16 protein-coding genes are annotated in these 19,904 nt (G+C 69.8%); 10 read left to right on the top strand and 6 right to left on the bottom strand.

All coding sequences use genetic code 11. The features are described 5' to 3' along the window. Window positions 1-81: 81 nt before the first annotated feature. Window positions 82-918 (bottom strand): undecaprenyl-diphosphate phosphatase, encoded by an 837-nt coding sequence (locus tag QN350_RS09805; RefSeq protein ID WP_322138463.1) that lies wholly within the window; start codon window positions 916-918, stop codon window positions 82-84. Between the two features lie 185 nt (window positions 919-1,103). Between QN350_RS09805 and QN350_RS09810 the strand changes: the two genes are divergently transcribed. From QN350_RS09810 to QN350_RS09855, 10 genes are all read left to right on the top strand, one after another. Beyond that, entirely contained in the window at window positions 1,104-1,817 is a 714-nt protein-coding gene (locus tag QN350_RS09810; RefSeq protein WP_322138462.1) for a response regulator transcription factor, read from the top strand. Continuing rightward, complete coding sequence (locus tag QN350_RS09815) at window positions 1,814-3,280, top strand: HAMP domain-containing sensor histidine kinase (protein WP_322138461.1); 1,467 nt, start codon at window positions 1,814-1,816, stop codon at window positions 3,278-3,280. Before QN350_RS09810 ends, QN350_RS09815 begins: the two co-directional genes overlap by 4 nt. 312 nt (window positions 3,281-3,592) lie before the next feature. After that, a complete protein-coding gene (locus QN350_RS09820; protein WP_322138460.1) occupies window positions 3,593-5,962 on the top strand; it encodes an Ig-like domain-containing protein in 2,370 nt (789 codons plus the stop codon). Window positions 5,963-6,735: 773 nt separating this feature from the next. Continuing rightward, window positions 6,736-8,481, top strand: coding sequence for an aldehyde dehydrogenase family protein (locus QN350_RS09825; RefSeq protein WP_322138459.1), 1,746 nt, complete (start codon window positions 6,736-6,738; stop codon window positions 8,479-8,481). Between the two features lie 107 nt (window positions 8,482-8,588). Then, entirely contained in the window at window positions 8,589-10,175 is a 1,587-nt protein-coding gene (locus QN350_RS09830) for an AMP-binding protein (protein ID WP_416173053.1), read from the top strand. Between the two features lie 120 nt (window positions 10,176-10,295). After that, the gene (locus tag QN350_RS09835; RefSeq protein WP_323516303.1) at window positions 10,296-11,399 is read left to right on the top strand and encodes an outer membrane lipoprotein carrier protein LolA; all 1,104 of its coding nucleotides are present in this window, start codon (window positions 10,296-10,298) and stop codon (window positions 11,397-11,399) included. Further along, window positions 11,396-12,367: an ABC transporter ATP-binding protein gene (locus QN350_RS09840; RefSeq protein ID WP_323516307.1), complete on the top strand. Its 972-nt coding sequence runs from the start codon at window positions 11,396-11,398 to the stop codon at window positions 12,365-12,367. Before QN350_RS09835 ends, QN350_RS09840 begins: the two co-directional genes overlap by 4 nt. After that, on the top strand, window positions 12,354-13,289 hold the full coding sequence (locus QN350_RS09845) for an ABC transporter permease (protein ID WP_416173011.1): 936 nt from the start codon (window positions 12,354-12,356) through the stop codon (window positions 13,287-13,289). The genes QN350_RS09840 and QN350_RS09845 overlap by 14 nt, the downstream gene beginning before the upstream one ends. Then, window positions 13,286-13,924, top strand: coding sequence for a hypothetical protein (locus tag QN350_RS09850; protein WP_322138454.1), 639 nt, complete (start codon window positions 13,286-13,288; stop codon window positions 13,922-13,924). Before QN350_RS09845 ends, QN350_RS09850 begins: the two co-directional genes overlap by 4 nt. 24 nt (window positions 13,925-13,948) lie before the next feature. Next, on the top strand, window positions 13,949-14,389 hold the full coding sequence (locus QN350_RS09855) for a DUF2269 family protein (RefSeq protein ID WP_281533545.1): 441 nt from the start codon (window positions 13,949-13,951) through the stop codon (window positions 14,387-14,389). A gap of 95 nt (window positions 14,390-14,484) precedes the next feature. On the opposite strand, the gene QN350_RS09860 is transcribed toward QN350_RS09855, so the two are convergent. The 5 genes from QN350_RS09860 to QN350_RS09880 form a co-directional block, all read right to left on the bottom strand. After that, window positions 14,485-15,546 carry a hypothetical protein gene (locus QN350_RS09860; RefSeq protein ID WP_322138453.1) on the bottom strand — a complete coding sequence of 354 codons (1,062 nt, stop codon included), beginning with the start codon at window positions 15,544-15,546 and terminating at the stop codon, window positions 14,485-14,487. After that, window positions 15,547-16,791 carry an aminotransferase class V-fold PLP-dependent enzyme gene (locus QN350_RS09865; protein WP_322138452.1) on the bottom strand — a complete coding sequence of 415 codons (1,245 nt, stop codon included), beginning with the start codon at window positions 16,789-16,791 and terminating at the stop codon, window positions 15,547-15,549. Between the two features lie 163 nt (window positions 16,792-16,954). Next, a complete protein-coding gene (locus QN350_RS09870; RefSeq protein WP_322138451.1) occupies window positions 16,955-17,530 on the bottom strand; it encodes a hypothetical protein in 576 nt (191 codons plus the stop codon). A 184-nt stretch (window positions 17,531-17,714) separates the two neighbouring features. Beyond that, complete coding sequence (locus QN350_RS09875; protein WP_281533539.1) at window positions 17,715-18,332, bottom strand: gluconokinase; 618 nt, start codon at window positions 18,330-18,332, stop codon at window positions 17,715-17,717. A gap of 1 nt (window position 18,333) precedes the next feature. Continuing rightward, entirely contained in the window at window positions 18,334-19,764 is a 1,431-nt protein-coding gene (locus QN350_RS09880) for a GntP family permease (protein WP_322138450.1), read from the bottom strand. Between the last annotated feature and the right edge of the window lie 140 nt (window positions 19,765-19,904).

A 19,904-nucleotide genomic window follows, 5' to 3' on the forward strand; every position in this document is an offset into this window, starting at 1 on the left:
AGAGTACGAATTGGGCCCATAAACGAGTGGCTTAAGGGCCCAATTCGTACTCTCGCGGAGAGAGGGACGGTGGGGGTGAGGTCAGGTCGCGGCGACGACCCCAGTGGCCAGCAGGCCGGCGATCACGAGGCCGAGCGCGACCCGGTACCCGATGAACACGGTGATGCTGTGCTTTGCGACGAGTCGCAGCAACCACGCGATCGTGGCATAGGCGACGAGGAAACTGACGACGGTCGCGACGATCGTCGGTACCCAGCCGACGGAGGCCGAGATGTCGCTCGCCGAGGAGAGGCCCTCGTAGGCGCCCGCCGCGGTGAGCGCTGGGATGGCGAGGAAGAAGGACAGCCGGGTCGCGGCAACACGGTCGAGATTGCGGAACAGGCCGGCGCTGATGGTCGCACCGGACCGGGACACCCCGGGGATCAGCGCGACACACTGCATGACGCCGATGACGAGCGCGTCCTTGAGGGTCGTCGATTCCTCCGGGCGGTTGCGCTTGCCGACGCGCTCGGCGATGAACATCACGACGCTCCAGCCGATCAGCCCTGCCGCGACGACCCACAGGTTCCGCAGCGGACCCCCGATCAGGCCCTTGCCGAGAAAGCCGACGATGCCGATCGGCACCGAACCGGCGATGACGTACCAGGCGAAGCGGTAGTCGTGCGCGAGTCGCGCCTCGCGGTGGAAGAGGCCCTGCCACCACGCCACGGCCAGGCGGATGATGTCGGTCCGGAAATACAGGATCACCGCGACGATCGCCCCGAACTGGATGATCGCGGTGAACGCGGTCACCCCCGGGTCATCGAGCCGGAGCCCGAGGAGCTTCTCGGTGAGGGTGAGGTGTCCCGTGCTCGAGACCGGGAGGAATTCGGTGATTCCCTCGACGATGCCGAGGATCAGGGCTTGGATCAGGTTCATGCTGGTGCCTTTGCGTGGAGTGCGAACAGGAAGTCGGCGCCGGGCGGCGGTGGACGGGCCGAAGACCTCGTGCAGCTGAAGGTTAGGCCGCCGAACCTGCCCGCCGCCTGACCGGCTCGCGTGTCTCCCCGGTTGACACGCACTATTTACACGGGCGGCCCGCGGGCACTGCGTACGATTGCCCCATGCCCACGGTCGGAGTTTGCGAAGACGACCCCCTGATCCGCCGGGTGCTCGCCGAGGCGCTCGGCGGCGCCGGCTACACCCTGCTGCTCGCGCACACCGGCGCGGAAGCGGTCGCCTTGTTCGGCCCCGGCCGGCCCGTCGACGTGATCGTGCTCGACATCGGCCTGCCAGACTCAGACGGTCGTGACGTCTGCCAGGCCCTGCGGGCCGCCGGGCAGCTCGCGCCCGTGCTGTTCCTCACCGCGCGGACGGGGGTGCAGGACATCGTCACCGGCTTCCACGCCGGAGGAGACGACTACCTCGGCAAGCCGTTCGCGCTCGCCGAGGTGCTCGTGCGGGTCGGAGCCCTGGCCCGCCGGGGCAGGCCGGAGCCGTATCGGCAGCCTGCGGGCCTCCGCCTCGACCCCCAGCGGTTCACGGTGGCCAGGGCCGACCTCGAGATCGCCGTCACTCCGACCGAGTTCCGGATGCTCGCCGCCCTGCTCGCCCGCCCCGGCGAGGTCGTCCGCCGGCGCGACCTTGTGGCAGCCGCGTGGCCGCACGGCGCCATCGTCGCCGAAAACACCGTCGACTCCTACGTGCGCAGGCTGCGCCGCAAGCTCGAAAGCCTCGACGCCGAGCCGACCGCCGAGCCCGGGGCGGATGCCGTCCCGGAGACTCCATCCGGCGTCCGCATCGAGACGGTGCGCGGAGTCGGGTACGCGCTTCGATGACTGGAGCCAGGGACCGTCCCGCCGGGGGTGCGCGCCGCTTGCGGGTGCCGGCCCTGCCCCGGTTGCGCTCGCTCCGTCGCCGGCTGGTGCTCGCGACGGCGCTGCTGACGACTCTCGGAATGGCGGCGCTGCTCTCCCTCACCGTGATCGTGCTCAGCCACGTCGTGAGCGAGGACATCGACAGCCTCCTGAATCAGCGGACGGCATCCGCAGCCTCGACGGTCATCCGGGTGGGCGACGGCATCGGCGTCACCAGGGACATCACGGGCAACCTCGGCGACGTGACCTGGATCTACGACGCCTCAGGGAGACTCGTTTCCGGTGTGCCGCCCGGCCCGACCGATGCCGTTGACCCGAATGCCGAGCGGGTACCGGGAACGCCCGAACTCGCGACGGAACTCGCCGCGTTGAGCTCCGTCAGCGAGCCGACCGAGCGGGAGACCGGCGACTGGCGGCTCCGGGGGGTTCCCGTGGTGCTCCCCGGCGAAACCGAGCAGGTCGCCGTCGCCGTCGTCGGAGTCTCGCTGGCTCCCTACCAGCGCACAGAAACCCGCACCCTGCTGGTCGGCATCGGTCTTGCCGTTCTCGTCGTGCTCGGGGTCAGCGCGATGGCGGCCTGGACCGTTCGCCGTGCGCTGCGGCCCGTTGAAGTCATGGCCCGGAGGGCATCCGAGTGGAGCGCGGCCGATCTCGACCGTCGGTTCGACCTCGGCGAGCCCCATGACGAACTCACTCGCCTCGGCCAGGTCCTCGACGGCCTCCTGGCCCGGGTCTCCCGCACGATCCTCGCGGAGCAGCGCCTGACGGCCGAACTCGCCCACGAACTGCGCACGCCCCTGACGGTGATCCGGGCCGAGGCCGAGCTCGCGGGGCTGGACCCTGCGCTCTCGCTGGCGCAGGCCGAACGGCTCGGCCGGATCACGGCATCCGTCGATGAGCTCACCGAGGTGATCGGCACCCTGCTCGCGGTATCGCGGGGCCAGGTGAACCGGGACGAGCGAGCGCCGGTCGGCGCTGTCCTGGACGCCGCCGTCGCCGCCGTGACCGGAGCGGCGGCGTCGGCCGACGGCGCGCCGGAGATCGTTGTCGCTGCATCGGCCGGCCTCGAGCTCGGGGTGCCGCAGGCCGTCGCGCTGCGTGCCCTCGCGCCGCTGCTCGAGAACGCCGTGCGGTACGGCCGGACGCGGGTGACCGTCACGGCGGTGGCGCAGGGCGGTTCGATCCGCATCAGCGTGACCGACGACGGGCCGGGAGTCGGCGACCTCGACCCGGAGCTGTTGTTCACGCCCGGCTACCGGGCGGCGGAGAGCCCCGGCGCCGGCCTCGGCCTGGCGCTCGCCCGCCGGGTCGCGGTCGCGGCGGGCGGCACGGTGGAAGCCGTCCCCGGCGATCGTCACGGCCGGTTCGTGCTCGTCCTCCCCGGTGTTCCCGCAGAAGTGACGGGCCCCGCACCGCTCCGCTGACGTGCGTTCCGGTCGCCACGGAGCCCGGTCCGGGCCACATTTTGCCCCGGCACTTCACGCATGTTTCGCGCAGGTTTCGCGCAACGAGCCGGCAGGATGCGCCCCAGACGAGTCACGCTGGCCCGGACGAGCCAGGGAGAACAGCCCGTCGGCCGGCATTTCCTGATGAGACCGGCGGAATCTTGCGCTGCCACCGTGCACCGTCGACGCCCTCGCTGCCCGTGGGGGCGCCGGTTGCGCGGGGATTCCGCAGCCCATACCTTTTCGGCAGACCTGCACAGAGAGGCAGGCACGCAACGTAGGAGATGCACTGTGCACAGCCCCCTGAACAACCGAAACCGCGGCGTGGCCCGCGGCGCCCTTTCGCGGCGCCTGCTCGCGCTCCTCGTGGCCCCCGGGGTCCTTGCGGCCGGCATCGTCGCCACGGCAGCCGCTCCCGCATCCGCTGCTCCCACGGCCCAGGTCCCCGTCGCCGGCACGACGGTACTCACCGAGTCGTTCTCCGGCTCGACGACCAGCGACGCCGCCTGGCGCGCCTTCGGCGGTTCGTGCCTCACCCATTCGACCGCGGTCTCCGCGGCCGACGGCACCGCGCTCGGCGGCTGCGCAACGCACCTCAACGCGCCCGACGCGACCGCAGACTCCGGCTACCTCCAGCTCACCGACAGCACGTACTGGGCGCGCGCCGGCGTCGTGAACAACACGACCTTCGCGTCGAAGAACGGCCTCGACGTCACGTTCGACCAGTACCAGTTCGGCAGCGGATACGGCGGTGACGGCCTGAGCTTCTTCCTCGCAAACGGTGCCGCCGACGTGACGACCATCGGCGGCCTGGGAAGCTCGCTCGGCTATGCGCAGAACAAGAACCAGCCGGCTGCCCCGAACGGTATCAACGGCGGGTACCTCGGTCTCGGACTCGATGCCTTCGGCGCCTTCACGACCGGCAACGACGGCCACGGTACGGGCTGTGCCGCCGCAGAACCCACGAATACCAAGGCGAACTCGATCGTGCTGCGCGGGCCGGGCCAGGCCAAGATCGGCTACTGCTTCCTCAGCAGTGTCAACCTCGACCCAACCACCCAATCCCTGCGCACGAAGACCTCGGTCTCGACGCCGACCGCCGCCATGGCCCGGCGCATCCGCGTCGTCGTATCCGCCGACGTCCGCCCGACCGTCACCGTCTACGTGGCCTTCCCCACGAGCGGCCCACTCGCCCGGGTGCTGCAGTACACGATGACGGATGCCGCCCCGCCGACCTACAAGCTCGGTTTCGCGGCCGGCACCGGCTCCACTACCGACACCCACCTGATCAGCAACCTCACCGTCGCCACCGTCGTGCCGCTCGACACCACCGCCCCGGTCGTCACGATCACCGGCGGCGCAGCGGTCGTCACGAAGGCCACCGCCGCAACGATCTCCGGCAGCACCGATGAGGCAGCGGGCACCGCCGTGACCGTCACGGTCGCCGGCCAAACCCTGAAGACCACCGTCGCCGCGGGCGGCACCTGGTCGGTCACCCCTGTCACCCTCGCCGAGGGCTCATACCCGGTCGTCGTGAGCATCACCGACACGGCCGGCAACACCGGCACCGCCACCCAGACCCTCACGGTCGACAAGACCGCCCCGGTCGTCACGATCACCGGCGGCTCCGGCACGGTCACGACCTCGAACGCCACCCCGGTCATCTCCGGGACGACCACCGAGTCCGCCGGATCGATCGTGACGGTCACCGTCTCCGGCCAGACCCTCAACACGAAGGTCCTCACCGGCGGCACCTGGTCGGTCACCCCGGCCACGCTCGCCGTCGGTTGCCGCACCGTGACCGCCTCGATCACGGACGCCGCCGGAAACACCGGAAAGGCCACCCAGACCCTGAAGACCACCGCACCGGTCGTGGTGCCCCCGGTCGTCGTGCAGCCCGTCGTCGTCCCGCCCGTCGTGCCGGCAACGCCCTGGACCACGAACTACAACGCGCCGGTCATCCAGGGCACAACGGATGCCGCGGTCGGCACGCAGGTGCAGGTCACGATCTCCGGCCAGGTCTTCACGACGCAGGTGCTGTCCGGCGGGCTCTGGGGCGTGCGCCTGAACCAGCTCAACAACGGCACCTACACCGTCGTCGTCTCGGCCAGGAACGCGGCGGGCGCCACCGGGTCGGCCACGCAGCAGCTCATCATCGACACCAACGCTCTCGCCCCGGCCGCCTCCGCCGGGAGCGCCTGTGCCCCCCTCTCGACCAACGGCGAGGTCACGGTGAACCTTGCCTCGACCTCGCTCACCGCGAGCGTGCACCAGTACGGCGTCTGGGCGATGGCTCCGGCCAAGTCCGCCGACTGCGCATACGCGGTCGTCCCCTCGGTCGCCGACCCGTCCGGCAACACCGGCACCTTCAGCCGCGTGCGCGTCGCGGGAGGCACGGCTCCCGCCGTCACGATCACCGGGGGCGCGACCGCGATCGCAAACCCGGCCGCCCCGACCATCGCCGGCACCACGACGGCCCTCGCCGGCTCCAGCGTGCTGATCCGGATCGACGGCCAGATGCTGAGCACTCAGGTCACGAACGCCGGCACCTGGAGCGTGTACCGGAACTCCCTTAACCCCGGCAGCCATCAGCTCGTCGTCTCGGTCACGACCGCGACCGGCAGCACCGGATACGCCGCCCAGACCCTCACCGCGAAGTGAGACCGTGACCGGGTCGAGTCACTCGACCCGGTCACCCCCAGGGAGCACCGGCATCGCCCGAGGGTGACGGTGCTCCCCATACGGCCTTTCCTCCGCCTGACCGGCCCGTAACCCCACTGGCTTCCCTCGGATTTCCCTCTTTTTTCCCTCGGATTTGCGCCGGATCAGCGCAAGGTCACCCCATCCGACGGACCTCGGCACAGGAAGCCGCCGAGTGCCGCGCCAGCGCCTCCACAGTAAATGCCTGATCAAGTCTTGTTTTACTGGCATTTTCGAGCACGGAGGCACTCGCCTCGAAGGGCGGATGCCGTTGAGCGGCCGTGTCGGGCATCGGTTGCGAACCCTGGGCGTACGCCATACGTTTTCAGGAGATCAACGTGCGGTCAGGTGAGACGCAGACGCTGGTCAGCACCAGAAACGAACCGGTCTCCGGCCGCCCGAGGCCGCCAGGGTTCGATGCCCTCCGTGGTCCGGATCACTGATCGTCCCGAAAGCTCGGTGATCCGAACCCGCGGTCTCTTCCCGCTGTGGCCAGCGCGATCGCGCGCACGCCTGTCGACTGTCGCCGTCGGCGCCGAGATCGCCCGGTGGAACGGCGACTCCCGGCACGCGGAGCGAGACTCGCCGCAGCATCCGCTCGCGCGCCGCCGTGCCGCGCACTGGGGTGGGGACCCGTCGAGGGCCGTGCGGTACTCTGCTGGTTCAGCAGGCGCGACCGCACCCGCGGTCCGGTTCCTGCTGGCAGAGCCATCGGCAGCAATCAAGGGAGATTGATGACCTCGACAGAACCGACAGCCGTCAACCCCGCCACCGAACTCTCCGCTGCAGAACGCGCGTCCCTCGACACGGTCGTCTCCGGCCTCGCCGCGGGCGAGACCCGGTGGGCGGCCCGGAGTCTCGCGGCGCGCTCCGCGCTCCTCTCGTCCGTCGCCGCAGGCGTCGCGGCCCAGGCCGAACGCTGGGTGGGGGTCGCCGCCCAGGCCAAGGGGCTCGACCCCGGCTCTCCCCTCGTGGGCGAGGAGTGGATCTCCGGCCCCTACGTCGTGCTGACGAACCTCGCGATCCTGCAGAACTCGATCACGGCCCTCGCCCGCGGCGAGAGCCCACTCCGGACCACCCGCTTCGGGCGCGCCCCCGGCGGGCGGATCACCGTCCCCGTGCTCCCGGGCACCCCCTACGAGGCGCTCCTGCTGCACGGGTTCTCCGCTGAGGCCTGGCTCCGGCCGGGCGTGACGGAGGAGGAGGCGCGGTCGCGTGCCGGGCTCGGCCAGCGGCATCCGTCGCGTACCGGGGGAGTCGGTCTCGTGCTGGGAGCCGGCAACATCACGTCGATTCCGCCGCTCGACGTGCTCTACGAACTGATCGCGCACAACCGGGTCTCGGTGCTCAAACTCAATCCCGTGCTCGATGCCCTGTCACCCGTCTACACGGATGCCTTCGCCCCCCTCATCGAGGCGGGCCTGCTCTCCATCGTCTCCGGCGGCGCGGCGGTCGGAGGGTACCTGGCGCACCACGAGGGCGTGAGTCATGTGCACATCACTGGAAGTGCGGCGACCCACGACGTTGTCGTCTTCGGCCCGGGCGCCGAGGGACGCGCCCGCCACGCCGCGGGAACCCCGCTGCTGCAGAAGCCCATCACGAGCGAACTCGGCGGGGTCGCGCCGATCATCGTCCTCCCTGGGAAATGGAGTCGCCGGGACCTGATCTTCCAGGCCGAGCACGTGGCCACCCAGCGCCTGCACAACGGCGGCTACAACTGCATCGCCGGGCAGGTGGTCGTTCTCAGCCGCGACTGGCCGCAGAAGGCGGACTTCCTCGCGGCTCTCCGGGCGGCCCTGGCCGCAGCACCCGCACGGCCGCCGTGGTACCCGGGCAGCAACTCCCGGGTAGACGACGCGCTCGCCGCCTACCCCTCGGCCGCCCGGCTCGGCCCGGACGGCGGTCGCCTCCTGATCGAGGCCGGAACGGAAGACCCCGCCGCGCTCACCGGCGTCGAGGCCTTCGCTCCCGTGCTCGGCGTCATCGAACTCGAAGGCACCGGACAGGCCTTCCTCGATGCCGCCGTCACCGCGGCCAACGAGGACTTCCTCGGCACCCTCGGCGCGAACATCCTCGGCACCCCTGCCACGATCCGCCGGCTCGGCACGGGGTTCACCGCGGCGCTCGAGCGCCTGCGCTACGGCACGATCGCCGTCAACGCCTGGACCGGCGTAGGGTTCCTCACCGCGGGAGCGCCGTGGGGGGCCTTCCCCGGCCATTCGCTCACCGACGTGCAAAGCGGTATCGGCGTCGTGCACAATGCGCTCCTGCTCGACGACACCGAGCGCACCATCGTCCGCGGGCCGTTCCGGCCCTTCCCGCGCTCGGCGTGGCACGGCGAATTCGCGCTCTTCCCGAAGCCGCCGTGGTTCGTCAGCGCGCGGAGCGCGGCGACGACCACCCGGCTCCTCACCGAATTCGTCAGCCGGCCGTCGTGGTGGAAGACACCGGCGATCTTTCTCGCGGCCTTCCGGGCGTGACCCGGCCATATGCCCTGGCGTCGATCAAGCCAGTCCATGCCGGCCCCGTTACCCACCTGCCCAGTGCCCTGCCCCGCTCGCACACCGTATCGAAGGAGATACCGATGATCATCGCCAGCACGCACCCCGATGTCGAGATTCCCGACCTGAGCGTCTACGACTACCTGTTCGGCTCGATCACGGAAGAGGACCGGGAGCACACCGCCATGATCGACGCGGCCACCGGCCTGTCGACGAGCTACCGCGAGCTCGTGGCCGGCATCGACGCCGTTGCCGGTGCCCTCTCCGCCCGGGGGATCGGCATCGGCGACGTCGTCGCAGTGCACGCCCCCAACTCGACCGCCTTCGCGATCATGTTCCACGGCATCCTCCGTGCCGGCGCGACCGCGACGACCATCAACTCGCTCTACGGGGCCGCCGAGATCGCCTCCCAGCTGCGCGACTCGCAGGCCCGGCTGCTCTTCACCGTCGCACCGTTCCTGCCCCAGGCGAGTGCGGCCGCCGAGCTCGCCGGCCTGGCAGCGGATGCCGTCGCCCTGCTCGACGGCGACGGCTCCCGACTGTCCCTCGCCGACCTCATCCTCGAGGGTCACCCCGCACCGGTCGTCGTCTTCGACCCGGCCACCCACGTCGCGGTGCTGCCCTATTCCTCCGGAACCACCGGCAGGCCGAAAGGGGTCATCCTCACCCACCGCAACCTCGTGGCCAACGTCGCCCAGGCAATGCCGGTGCTCGAGGGCACCGCAGACGACCGGGTTCTCGCCGTACTGCCGTTCTTCCACATCTACGGGATGACCGTGCTGCTCAACATCGCCCTCGCGGCCAGGGCGACGGTCATCACGATGACCCGCTTCGACCTGCCGGAATTCCTCCGGCTGATCCAGGACTACCGGGCCACCTACGTCTTCATCGCGCCGCCGATCGCCGTGGCCCTCGCGAAGCATCCGCTCGTCGACGACTACGACCTGTCGAGCCTGCGCACCCTGTTCTCGGGTGCAGCTCCGCTCGACGCCTCGCTCGCCCACGCCGTCGCCGACCGTCTCGGCTGCCAGGTGCGCCAGGGCTACGGCATGAGCGAGCTGAGCCCGATCTCGCACGCGATGCCCCGGGGCCGCGATGACATCCCGCACGGCGTCGTCGGCCTCGCCCTCCCGAACATCGAGTGCAAGCTCGTCGACCCGGAGACCGGCCGCGACATCGTCATTCCCGACGTCGGGGTGAGCGAGCCCGGCGAACTGCTCGTGCGGGGTCCGAACGTGATGCTCGGCTACCTCGGCAACGAGCAGGCGACCCGTGAGATCCTCGAGGCGGACGGCTTCCTGCACACCGGCGACGTGGCGACCGTCAGCGCGGAGGGCTACGTCACGATCATCGACCGCCTCAAGGAGCTGATCAAGTACAAGGGCTACCAGGTCGCGCCCGCCGAACTCGAGGCACTGTTGCTCAGCCACCCGGCGATCGCCGACGCCGCGGTCGTCGGCGCACCGGATGCCGACGGCCAGGAGGTTCCGAAGGCTTTCGTCGTCGTGCTTCCCGGCCAGGTGCTCCTGCCGGGGGACGTGATGGCCTTCATCGCCGAGCGGGTGGCGCCGCACAAGAAGGTGCGGCAGGTGGCGTTCATCGACGTCATTCCCAAGTCCACCTCCGGCAAGATCCTGCGCAAGGACCTGCGCGCGCTCGCCCCCACGCCGTGAGCGGGTGCGGCGTGCTGGGAGTTCGCCCAGCACGCCGGGATTGCCCGCCGGCGGCCGTGCACAGGCCCCCGGTCGGACGTAGGATCTGACTATGAATCGCGACACTCAGGGGTCGTTCTCATGAATCCCCGAACCTTCACGAAGTGGCTTCCGGCCATCGTCATCCCCGCCGTCATCGCCGTCGGTGCGCTCGCCGTGCCCCTCACGGCGGGGGCGGCCGTCGACCTTCCGGACAAGACGCCAGAGCAGGTGCTCGCCCTCGTCGGCACGAGCACCGTCGACGCGCTCTCTGGAACCCTCGAGCAGACCTCGGAGCTCGGCCTGCCTGAGCTCCCGACGACCGGGCCGGGCGCGAGCGCGAACACCGGGGCCGCCTCCGCCCTCGAACTCCTGACCGGGTCGCACACCGGGAGGGTCTACCTGAACGGGCCGGACAACATCCGCCTGCAGGTGCTCGACAACCTCGCCGAACGCGACCTCGTCCGCAACGGCAGTGACGTCTGGCTCTACAACTCGAAGGACAACTCCGCGGCCCACGTGACCCTGCCGGCGAAGGACGCCGCGGGCGAGGACTCGGCCCGCAAGGGCGGCATGGCCACGCCAGAGCAGCTCGCCGCGAAGTTCCTCTCCGCCGTCGGTCCGAGCACGACGGTCTCCGTCGGCACGGACGGCAGCGTCGCCGGGCGCAGCGTCTACGACCTCGTGCTCACCCCGAAGACCACCGGGACCCTCGTCGGAACCGTGTCGATCTCGGTCGATTCCCAGACCGGGCTGCCGCTCGCCGTCGAGGTCACCGCCCGTGGGCAGGAGAAGCCGGCGTTCCGGCTCGCCTTCACCGAGCTCAGCCTAGGTGCACCGGATGCCTCCCTCTTCGCGTTCTCCCCGCCCGCCGGTGCGAGCGTGACCGAGCAGGCCCTTCCGGACGCCGCGGCCCTCGGCCAGAAGGATGCCGCCGACCACGCGACCATGAAGGCCGAGGCGGAGAAGTTCCTCGCCGGCGTAACGATCTCCGGGACCGGCTGGGACGCCGTCGTGGAGCTCCCGGCCGGCTCCGTGCCCGCCGAACTGTCCTCCTCGCCGCTGCTCGGCGAGCTCACGACCGCCGTCTCCGGCGGGCGCGTGATCTCGACCGCCCTCGTGAGCGTGCTGCTCACCGACGACGGGCGGGTCTTCGCCGGCTCCGTTCCGAGTGAGCGGCTCCAGGCCGCCGCCGTGGGAGGGTGAGCCCCGCCATCGCATCCGTCGAACTGGCCATCGAAACCCACGGTCTCACCAAACAGTTCGGCCGCCAGTCCGCCGTCGCCGGCATCGACCTCGCCGTGCCCACCGGCTCCGTTTTCGGCTTCCTCGGGCCCAACGGCTCTGGGAAGACGACGACCATCCGGATGCTGCTCGGCCTCGCGAGCGCGACGAGCGGAGAGATCAGCCTTCTCGGCCGCTCGATGCCCGGGTCGCTGCGCGCGGTGCTCCCGCGCGTGGGCGCCCTTGTCGAGGGCCCCGCGTTCTACCCGTTCCTCTCCGGGACCGCCAACCTGCGGCGGCTCGACACCGCGGACCCCGGCGCCCCGTCGGCCAGCAGGGGCGCACGGGTGCAGCAGGCCCTCGAGCGCGTGGGCCTGACCCATGCGGCGGGCAAGAAGGTGCACGCATACTCGCTCGGTATGAAGCAGCGACTCGGCATCGCCAACGCGCTCCTGATGCCTCGCGAGCTGCTCGTGCTCGACGAACCCACCAACGGTCTCGACCCTCAGGGCACCCGCGAGGTGCGCAGTCTTGTGCGCTCGCTCGCCGCGGAGGGCACGACCGTGTTCGTGTCCAGCCATCTGCTCGCCGAGGTCGAGCAGATGTGCAGCCACGTCGCGGTGATGCGCGCCAGCACCCTTGTGGCCCAGGGCACCCTCGACGAGCTGCGCGGCGCCGGCGAGGCGCACGCGCGCCTCGACACTCCGGACACCGCGGCGGCCAGGCAGGTTCTCGAACGGCTGGGGCTCACTCCCGTGACCGTGGTAGCGGCCGCGGGAGCACCCGGCCACCTGAGCGCCGCACTGACCGGCGCCGCACCGGAGCCGGAAGTCATCGTCGCGGCGCTCGTCACCGCCGGGGTTCGCGTGCGCGGCTTCACCGTCGCGGCTGCGACCCTCGAAGAACGTTTCGTGGCACTCACCGGGGAGGGTTTCGATGTCGCCCAGTGATCCCAGGGAACCGGTCGTGACCGGGACCGACCAGGCCGGGCACGCACCGAGGGAGCCGGACCAGACCGGGCCCGCCGCGACCTCCGTCTCGAGGCCGCGCGGGGCATCCGCTGCCGCCCTCCTCGGCTCCGAACTCACCGTGCTCTTCCGTCGCCGCCGCACCTGGGCGATGCTTGCGGCGCTCGCCGCGATCCCGGTGCTCATCGCCATCGCCGTCCGGTTGACCAGCAGCCCCGTCACGCCGGGACGCGGCCCGGCCTTCCTCGACCGGATCACCCAGAACGGCCTTTTCGTCGCGATCACCGCCCTGATCGTGTCGATCCCGCTGTTCCTGCCGCTGACCGTCGGGGTCGTCGCCGGAGACACCGTCGCGGGCGAGGCCAACCTCGGCACACTGCGCTACCTGCTCGTCGCCCCGGCAGGTCGGGTGCGCCTGCTGCTGGTCAAGTACGCGGGAGCCGCGGCCTTCTGCGTCGCAGCGACCCTGACCGTCGCGGTCTCCGGCGCCCTGATCGGCGCCGCCCTGTTCCCGGTCGGCCCGGTCACCCTGCTCTCCGGCGACACCATCGGGGTCGGCGAGTCCGTGCTGCGCTCGCTGCTCATCGCGTCGTATGTCACGGTGTCCCTGCTCGGGCTTTCGGCGATCGGGCTGTTCATCTCGACCCTGACCGAGGTGCCCGTCGGCGCGATGGCCGCGACGATCGTGCTCTCGGTGACCGCCCAGGTGCTCGATGCACTCCCGCAACTGGATTGGCTGCATCCGTGGCTCTTCAGCCACTACTGGCTCGACTTCGCCGATCTGCTGCGCCAGCCGATCGACTGGACGTCGTTCGGGGCAAACGCGCTGCTGCAGGGCGGCTACATCCTCGTGTTCGGGGCACTCGCCTACGGCCGATTCGTGACCAAGGACATCCTCTCGTGACCCATTCGTATCCCCTGTACGTGCCCGTGCTCGCCCAGTGCTTCTGCTGCCGGTCGCTGCAGCCATTCACCTTCGGTTCGGCGAGCGACCAGGTGGTCTGCGCGCTGTGCCTGCACCACCTCGGCGCGGAGAAGGCCGAGCGGCGCGACGCGGAGCACGTCGAACTGTGGCTCGGCCAGTTCGCCGAGCAGCAGGACAAGCACCGGCGCTTCGCCGAGAAGGCGCAGGCGAGCGACACCGAGAAGGACGCCGCCGTTGCCCGCCTGACCGGCCAGGTCGACGACCTTCGGCGGATTGCCGCCCGCGACTTCGAGCACGCGCCGGGCACGGAACTCCGCGGCATCCTCGAGACCGACCTCGTCAAGCGTGCCGAGCGGAAGGCGGAGCTCGCCCAGCACCAGATCGACTGGGCGATGGCCGTGCTCTGGCGCCTCGGCACGCTGCACCACGCCGACGAGACGACGCCACGGCTGTGCTCCTGCGGCCGCCAGGTCACGGCGTGCGCCGAGCTGCGCGCGCTCGAGCCGCAGCACCAGGCCGTGCACGACTGGCAGACGAAGAACCTGCGGATGCTGCACGCCGGAAAGCGCCACGGCCTGCCCGCAGACCACCCCGGTGTCGTGCACCCGGCCTGACCCGAACGGCTCTAGCCTGAAGGCATGCATATTCTGATCAACATCCTGCACATCGTCGCCGCCGTCTTCATCGTCGGGCCGATGGCCATCCTCCCGATGACCGCCATGCGCTCCATCCGGGCCGGGCAGGCGGGTCCCGTCGCGACCCTCGCGAAGTCGGTGAATATCTTCACCCTGCTCTCGATCGTGGTGGCGTTCTTCGGGTTCGGGGCGCTCGGCCTCAAGGAAGCCGACGACGCCTGGACCTTCGGATCGACCTGGGTGTGGCTCTCGCTCGTGCTCTACGTGATCGCGCTCGCGATCAACCTCTTCCTCGTCGTGCCGGCGCTCAAGGCCGCCGCAGAGTCCCTCGCGACGGATGCAGCCGGCGCCAAGGCCGCCGGCTACCCGCGGATCGCCGCCGGCTCCGGTGTCGCGAGCCTGATGCTCGTCGCGGTCGTCGTGCTGATGGTCTGGAAGCCCTGACCCCGGCATCCGCTCTCAACACCCGTGAAGTGTCGCATATCGATGTTCGCGATGCGATTTAACGTCGATATGCGACACCTCAGCGCACGAACGGGCTAGCCCAGGTCGCCGACCGAGACGAGGCCGTCGTGGCGACGGCCGTCGAAGATGATCGTCGGGATCTTCACGGTGTGAATGCTCTCCTCGACCGTCTTCTTGTTGGCTGCGATGATCTGCGTGACCTGGTCGGATGCCGCTACCTGGTCCACGTGGTCGACCTGCGCCTGGCTGAGCCCGAATTCGAGCTCCCAGCCCTGCAGCAGCGCGCTCGCGTCCGCGGAGTCCATGCTGTTGATCGAGACCTGCCAGGACACGCCGGCGTCGTTCTTCTCTGTGTAGATGCGCTTCAGGATCGCCCAGTCGACCGGAGTGGTCGCGCCCTCGAGCGGGTTGAGGCGCAGGGCCTCGAGCTGCTCGGTGACGAGGAGGGAATTCTTGAACTTGTAGCCGGTCGCCGACTGGATCGGGTATGAGATGTAGCTGAGGTTCTGCTTCTCGCCGAAGCCCGCCTTCTCGATGTTGTTGAAGAGCTGCAGGCAGTAGGTGCAGCCGGGGTCGATGACCTCGAGCGCGGTCTTCTTGCTCGCGTCGTAGGGGTTCAGGTAGGTCGCGTCCGCGGGCAGGTATGCCGTGGCATCCCAGTTCTGCATCCGGCTCGGGATGGCGGAGAAGGTCTCGCCGAGGCTCGCGAACTCATTGCCGAAGGCGCCGACAACGTCCCACGCGGCGAGGGAATCGCCGAAGCCCGGAGTCTGGTCCGGAATGGAACATGCCTCGGCGCCGAGGCTGCAGGACGCCGAGTCCTGCTTGTTGCAGGTTCCGTAGACGTAGAGGTTGACGCCGCTCTTGACGACCTCGTACCCGCTCCAGATGGTCGTCAGGATGATCAGGACCGCGACGACCTCGAGGCCGATGCTCGCCGGCTTGACCAGGCCGGGCCTGCGCGCGGCGATCGGGGCGAGCATGTGGTCCTTCATGTCCTGCTTGAAGGTGGTGTCGCAGGGGCGGAAGGTGATTCGCCGGAACGTACAGTTCCACGCCTTCGCAAGGTATTTGCGATATCGGGCCGAGATGGCCGCCATGAACAGGAGAACGATGAATGCTGCGATGCAGAACACTTAGGAAAGGCCTTTCAGGAGGCGGGCGAGGGCGTCGTGCGCCCGGTCGATGTCCGCCGAAGTGGAGTGGAGTCCGAGGGAGAAGCGCAGGAGCGGGGGGAGCCCCAGCCGTTCCTTGAGCTCGTGGTGGGCGCAGAAGTAGCCGCTGCGCACCATGATCTGCTGCTGGGAGAGGAAGACTGCGAGCCGGTGCGAATCCTGCTTCGGGGCGTAGACGCTGATCACCGGGCTCGCGGCGTGGTTGAGCACGACGAGGCCGGGGATGGCGCTGAGACCGTCGAACAGCCGGCCGGAGAGGCTCTCGATGTGTTCGCGCGGTGACAGGCCGCCTGGACGGACGTGCCCGAGCCAGTCGAGCGCGCGGCCGAGCGCGATGATCTCGCCCCAGGCCTGCAGGCCCGGTTCGAGGAGTGCGCCGGGGTCATCCGTGACGAGGTCGAAGGAGTCTGCCCGGACATCCGTCACCATGCCGCCGCCGACGAAACCGATCTCGAGGGAGCGCAGCAGCTCGATCCGGGTCACGATGACCCCGAGGCTGGCCCCGTACATCTTGTGCGCCGAGAAGCAGATGGCGTCGGCGTCGGTGCCCCGGAGCAGCGTGTGTTCGTGGGCCATGGCCTGGGCGGCATCGAGGATGACGATGCCGCCGTGGGCGTGGGTGTCCCGGACGAGGTCCGCGAGGTTCGTCAGGGTGCTGCCGTCGATGTTCGAGGCGGCGTTCACGACGACGACGGCGCGTTCGAGCTGCGCCGGGTCGTAGACGAGGGCGCCATCGGGGGCACGGTCGAGCACGAGCCTCGGCAGGCCGAGCCGTTTGGCCGCGGTCATCGTGGGCAGGAAGACCGAGTTGTGTTCTGCGTGGCTCGTCACGACCCGGCCGAAGCGACCCTGGGGGAGCTGCTGCAGCAGCAGGTTGATTCCGTAGGTCGTGTTGAGGGTGAACGAGACCGCGTGGCTGCGCGCGGACAGGCCGAGCCGGTCGAGGACCGCGGCCCGCGTTGCCGCGACCTCCTCGTCGACCCGCTTGCCCCAGGCGTACTTGACCCGGCCGCCGCAAGCGTTGTAGCTCGTGTAGTACTCGTTCACGGCGTCGATCACCGGCTGCGGGCGCAAGCTCTGGCAGGCGGCGTCGAGGTAGACCTCTCGGGGCTCGAGGTAGTCGAAGTCTGCGAGGCGGTTCGTCGCGTCGACGGGAGCCGCCGCCTCACGGGCCGCGCCCCGGCCGAACAGTCCGGCGCGTTTCACGACGCCGTCCCCATCCGGTCCAGGAGCGTCGGGCAGGAAGATGTGCACATGTTCAGCAGTCCATTCAGGTCATAGGGTCGAAATCCGCGGGTGCCGGTGAAAACGGCAGGGGAGCGCATCCGTTCGGCGGGAGGGCCGGAGAAGCGCGGGAGCGGGATTCGGCCTAAATGCGGCTGACGGAAAGCAGCGTGAGGCTCGGGCGGTGCAGGTGCAGCGCGATGGTGCGGAAGGAGCCGACCACGAAACCGCCGACGGCGAACAGGAGTCCGAGGGCGGACGGGCCGCCCGCGATCAGCAGGAGGCTGCCGAGGACGAGGAGGAAAGAGCAGGACATCGCGGCCATCGCGCCGCCGCCGAGGGAGTTGCCCTCGAAGCACAACACGCGCTGACCGACGGATGCCGCGATCGTGCGGGCCATGCCGGTGGCCGCGGCCGTTGCGGTCACGGCGACGGAGGCGGAAAGCGCCACGGCTTGCGCGACGGTGCCGGAGAGGACCATGCCGGCGGGGCCGGTGGAGGCTGACGCGGTTGTAGAAGCGGACATCGTCATCGGGCTGATCGCCGCTGGGACGTTCACGTCCTGGCCATCGGCGCCGGCATGGGCGAAGAGCACGCAGGCGAGAACAGCGATGAGGGCGAGGGCCGCGAGGAGCGCGGTGCGGAGATTGCCAGTACGGAGACCAGCGGTGCGGGGAGCACGGTGCGGGTGCAACGAGGCGGAGAAGCCTGCCAGCCTCATCTCGTCTCCCACTGCCGGCATCCGGTCGAAGCGGATGCGATGAATCGCTCCGTCCGAAGCGACACACGCATACCGTACCGGAATCCGGGGTGAATAACCTGACAAACGTGGCCCGCACGCACAAACGACCCCCGCTGAGCGGGGGTCGTTCGCGTGGAGACGTCGCGCGGTCGGCGCAAGCCCGTTAGGGCCTGGCCTTCTGGGCCACCGCGGCGACCGGGTGCACGGACGACTGTCCTGGGGCGGGAGCTCCGAGGCTCGACGATCCGGGACGCGGGGTCAGGCCGAGGCGTCGCACGATCTCCGCGGCTTCCGCGGCGGGCGCACGCCCGGCGTCGATCGTGATGGCGCGTTCGTCGGCGCCGGGCGCCTCGAGGGTCGCGACCTGGGAGTCGAGCAGCGAGACCGGCATGTAGTGGTCCTGGCGGGTGGCGAGGCGGCGCAGGATCAGGTCCGTCGGCAGGGTCAGGTGCACGAAGATCACGTTGTGCTCGCGGAGCACGTCGCGGTACTTGCGCTTGAGTGCGGAGCACGTGATGATCCCGGGCACGCCGGCCATGGTGTGCTCGATGATCCAGGAGGAGATCGTCTCGAGCCAGGGTGCACGGTCGTCGTCGTCGAGCGGATGCCCGGCCGACATCTTGTCGATGTTCTCCTGCGGGTGCAGGTCGTCACCCTCCTCCAGGTCCCAGCCGAGCTGGCCGGCGAGGAGGCCGGCGACGGTGGACTTGCCAGAGCCGGAGACGCCCATGATGACGAGAACGGGCTGCTGGTTCTCGAAGAGCTGTTCGGTGTCGGTCATGCTAGATCACGATATTCAGCAGGAGTACGCCGGCGAGGCCCGTGACGGAGATGAGGCACTCCATGATGGTCCAGGTTTTCAGGGTCTGCCCGACGGTGGTGCCGAGATATTCCTTCACGAGCCAGAAGCCCGCGTCGTTGACGTGCGAGAGGAACAGCGAACCGGCGCCGATGGCGAGAACCATGAGCGAGACATCCGTCGCGCCGAGCGTTGCGGCGACCGGGGCGAGGATGCCGGCTGCTGTCACGGTCGCGACCGTTGCCGAACCCGTCGCGACGCGGATGAGTGCGGCGACGAACCAGGCCAGGAGGAGGATCGAGACGCTGCTGCCCGCGACGGCGTTCGCGATGACGGTTCCGATCCCGGTGTCGATCAGGACCTGCTTGAAACCGCCGCCCGCGCCGACGATGAGCAGGATGCCGGCGATCGGGGGCAGGGAGTTCGAGAGCGACGTGGAGACTGCTGCACGGGTCATGCCGCCGCCACGGGCGAAGAAGATCATGGCGTAGATCACGGCGAGGCCGAGGGCGATCATGGGGGTGCCGAGGAAGTCGAGCGCGGCGTTCAGCGGCGCGGTCGACCCCGGCGCGAGGGCATCGGCGATCGAGCGGGCGAGCATCAGCACGACGGGAAGCAGGATGCCGCACAGGGTCACGAAGAAGCTCGGGCGCTTGGTGTGGGTCACCTCACCGGTGTCGGCTGTGGTGAGGAACAGTGCGGGTACGGGCACGTCGACCCAGCGGGCCGCGAACTTGCTGAAGACCGGGCCGGCGATGATGACGGTCGGGATGGCGATGAGCACGCCGATCGCGAGGGTCAGGCCGAGGTTGGCGCCCAGGGTCGTCACGGCGACGAGGGGTCCGGGGTGCGGCGGCACGAGGCCGTGCATGACCGAAAGGCCGGCGAGGGCCGGGATCGCGATACGGATCAGGGAGAGTCCGCTGCGGCGGGCGACGAGGATGATCACGGGGATCAGGAGCACGAGGCCGACCTCGAAGAACATCGGCAGGCCGATCAGGCCGCCGATGAGCGCCATCACCCAGGGCAGGGTGCGGGTCGTCGATCGGCTCACGAGGGAGTCGACGATCCGGTCGGCTCCGCCGGAGTCGGCGAGCAGCTTTCCGAACATGGCGCCGAAGCCGACGAGGATGCCGACGCTCGCCATCGTCGCGCCGAAGCCGGTGCTGAAGCTCGTCACGGCCGCGCTCGGGGCGAGTCCCGCGCCGACGCCGACGCCGACGGCGCCGATCGCGAGGGCGAGGAACGGGTGCACGCGGAGCCAGGTGATGAGGGTGATGATGACGGCGATGCCGACGACGGCCGCGATGATCAGCTGGGCGTCGCTGCTGGCCGGCTTGATCGGGTCGGCTGTGTGCACGACCAACTGGGCCGCCGACTGGGTGGCCGTCTGAACCGCAAGGGCGAGATTCATCTCAGATTCCATTCCGAGGCCGCGTCCCTGCGACCCCATCGTCAAAAAATTAGCAATAGTCTGATAAATCAGATAATTGAGTGTCGCACAAGATGTGCGCGGGCGCCACCCCCGAATCGCGGCAGTGCCTGCGGGGTGGG

It is taken from the genome of Cryobacterium sp. 10I5, assembly GCF_035019865.1.
In the GTDB taxonomy this organism is placed as follows: domain Bacteria; phylum Actinomycetota; class Actinomycetes; order Actinomycetales; family Microbacteriaceae; genus Cryobacterium; species Cryobacterium breve_A.

What these genes read in the sequence shown, in the direction of transcription:
- QN350_RS09805 (WP_322138463.1), bottom strand. Translation starts at nt 918, where the DNA reads ATGAACCTGATCCAAGCCCTGATCCTCGGCATCGTCGAGGGAATCACC.
- QN350_RS09810 (WP_322138462.1), top strand. Translation starts at nt 1,104, where the DNA reads ATGCCCACGGTCGGAGTTTGCGAAGACGACCCCCTGATCCGCCGGGTG.
- QN350_RS09815 (WP_322138461.1), top strand. Translation starts at nt 1,814, where the DNA reads ATGACTGGAGCCAGGGACCGTCCCGCCGGGGGTGCGCGCCGCTTGCGG.
- QN350_RS09825 (WP_322138459.1), top strand. Translation starts at nt 6,736, where the DNA reads ATGACCTCGACAGAACCGACAGCCGTCAACCCCGCCACCGAACTCTCC.
- QN350_RS09835 (WP_323516303.1), top strand. Translation starts at nt 10,296, where the DNA reads ATGAATCCCCGAACCTTCACGAAGTGGCTTCCGGCCATCGTCATCCCC.
- QN350_RS09845 (WP_416173011.1), top strand. Translation starts at nt 12,354, where the DNA reads ATGTCGCCCAGTGATCCCAGGGAACCGGTCGTGACCGGGACCGACCAG.
- QN350_RS09855 (WP_281533545.1), top strand. Translation starts at nt 13,949, where the DNA reads ATGCATATTCTGATCAACATCCTGCACATCGTCGCCGCCGTCTTCATC.
- QN350_RS09870 (WP_322138451.1), bottom strand. Translation starts at nt 17,530, where the DNA reads ATGAGGCTGGCAGGCTTCTCCGCCTCGTTGCACCCGCACCGTGCTCCC.
- QN350_RS09875 (WP_281533539.1), bottom strand. Translation starts at nt 18,332, where the DNA reads ATGACCGACACCGAACAGCTCTTCGAGAACCAGCAGCCCGTTCTCGTC.
- QN350_RS09880 (WP_322138450.1), bottom strand. Translation starts at nt 19,764, where the DNA reads ATGAATCTCGCCCTTGCGGTTCAGACGGCCACCCAGTCGGCGGCCCAG.